Annotated in this window: 1 protein-coding gene; it reads right to left on the bottom strand. The window is 58.6% G+C overall.

Translation table 11 applies throughout. The features are described from left to right. Positions 1 to 2,489, bottom strand: a 2,489-nt coding sequence (locus tag D0Y96_RS18890; protein WP_491562719.1) for an outer membrane beta-barrel protein, incomplete at both ends; no start/stop codon positions are given.

Below are 2,489 nucleotides of genomic sequence, written 5' to 3'. Positions count from 1 at the left end.
GTGCTGCCGCCGTTGATCACCGTGAAGGGAATGCCGGACTCGAAGAGCGTGATGCCGGAGAACTGCCATCCATCGAAAAGGTTTTTGGCCAGCGCGGAAGTTCCGAAGGTGGATGGAGAACGCGAGGACTTCCAGTCCTTGTCCGGATCTTTGCCCTCCCAGTCGATCAGTCCGCGAATGCCGCGCAAAATGGGCAGCTCATAGATGTAGCTGATGTGCAGCAGATGCCGCTGGTCGTAGTTGGAGCTCGACCGGCTGGAGCGGGCGTTGAACGAATCGACGAAGGTTCCGTCTGAGCGGTCTGAGGAGTTGTCGATTCCGTGGCTGTAGGTGTAGGCGACACTAAGCGTCAGCGGTCCGCTGATTTCACGCGCCGTCGTCTGGAAGGCGTTATATGAGGAGTTCGCGGTATTTTCGAGCGAGTAGATCTCGCCTATGCCGGGCGCATACTCACGAAAAGAGTTGGGATCGACCTCTCCGCCATCACCTTCGCCATAGCAGGCCGTCCGCAGATTGGTCCATCCGGAGGACGTGGGACCGACAATCGTTTTGTTCGGCAGATAGTAGCTGTTCCCGTCAAATCCGGGCACATTTCCCGCTCCTATATTGCCCGCACAAATTTGAGTAAGAAAGGGATCATGAGGACCAAAGGGATTCGATGCCGCGGGTGCGGGAACCAGCTGATTGATCTCCCGCTCCAGAGTGAGGTGCGTGCCCTTGCTGCCGACGTAGGCAAACGTCGTCAGCATATTGTGCGGCAGCTCATGCTGGATGCTCATGCTCCACTGCTGCACGTAGGGCCATACGGCCTTGCCCGGGATAGCCGTAACATTGAGCGGAAACGCTCCCGGCCCGCGCGGACAGCCCGAGCCAACGTTGCCGATGCAGCCCGCGCCGAACGGGCTGAGCTGCGTCATGCTCAGCACCATCGGGGCGCTCGCTTCAAGCGATCCCGTATTGGCCTCATCCGCGGTGCCGTGCTCGAAGAAGATGCCGTAGCCGGCCCGAATCGAGTTCTTGCCATTGCCGAACGGGTCCCAGGCAAAGCCGACACGCGGAGAGAAGTTCCACAGATGGCCCGTCATGCAGCTGTTGGGCACGCCATTCTTACCGCACTGCACGATGCCGTTGATCACACGGGGATCGACGTTGCCATTCTGCAGATAGGTCGGGATCGGCTGTCCGGTGGTGGCGTCGAGCAGCTCTCCGGTAGCGGCGATGCCGAGCCCGTTGGCACTCTGGCCGTCCACTACCACCGACTCGGCCATGGATCTGCTGAATGCGGTGGGCACCCAGTTATAGGCATTGTCTTTTTTCTCATGGTAGGTCCCGAACATGCTCAGTCGCACTCCGGCATTGACTGTTAAGCGGGAATTTACCTTCCAGTCATCCTGAAAATAAGGCTCCGCAATCTGATAGCGCTGGTAGTACCTCGTCTGTGCGCTGTCCTGCTGCACATTCGCGATCGCTCCCATGCCCAGAAAATCGGCGAACGCATTGCCCGAGCTGTACAACGACTGCTCATTGCTGAAGGTCATCAGGCCCTGCACGTCGCCGGTCGCGGCGCCGCTCGGTCCATTGGTCTGGTTGCGCTGAAAGATCACCCACTGCCCGCCGAACTGCAGGTTATGGTTATGGAGAACCTTCGTGAAGTTATCCATGATGCTGTAAACCGGATTGGTGTGCTTCCACGGCGCAGAACCCGGACCAGGCATATAACCTGGATCAACGGAGAAACCTGTGCCGCCGTACTCCGCGTTCGTACCCGCAATCACGATGCCCGGCATCTTGCCGCCGGTCCCGCTGAAGATGTGCCCCAGTCCGCAGATCTGGCCCGGCGCATTGTTTTGATTCGGAGAGCCACTGCCATCGCCATTCGTGTTTACAGGGCAGGTGGCAGCATCCAGAACTCCCGGGCGCTGGAGCTGTACATTCGCAGCCGGAGTATCGGCCAGCGTGATGAGCTGATCGACATAGCTGAAGACGAGCTCATTCAGCAGCGTCGCAGAAAAGGTGTGCGTCAGACGTCCCACCATGCTGAGTCCCGGCCCGTAGAGGCGGTTTTGAATGGTCGGGAAGCTGTTCTGCGTAAAACCATACTGCGGTACCGGCACCGTCGTATCCCACTCATCGTGGATGTAGCGGAAGCTCGCCTGCGTCTTGTCGCTGATATTGTGATCGATACGAAAAAGCTCTTCGCGATAGTATGTGGGCAATGCCGCCTCGGAGAGATAGCAGGAGCCGATCGTCGAACTGCACCCCGTGTATGAGTTCGGGGCCGGGATCGTCTCAGTATTGAGGATGGCGGTAGCGGTCGCTGCCACCGGCACGCTGTAATGGACCTGTCCGGTATCGGATGGGCAATCGGGATATTGCGATTTGCTGATGAATCCGCCAGTCATACCCGACGGACACACATCGCTGAAATCACCGTTCCGTTCTTCGAGCGACGGCACAGCCTGACGGAAGGGATAGGGATCTTTCTCGAT

The sequence above is a fragment of the Paracidobacterium acidisoli genome, assembly GCF_003428625.2.
GTDB classification, from domain to species: Bacteria; Acidobacteriota; Terriglobia; order Terriglobales; family Acidobacteriaceae; genus Paracidobacterium; species Paracidobacterium acidisoli.
Note: the sequence above shows the minus strand (reverse complement) of the source record. Positions and strands in the feature narration are given on the sequence as shown.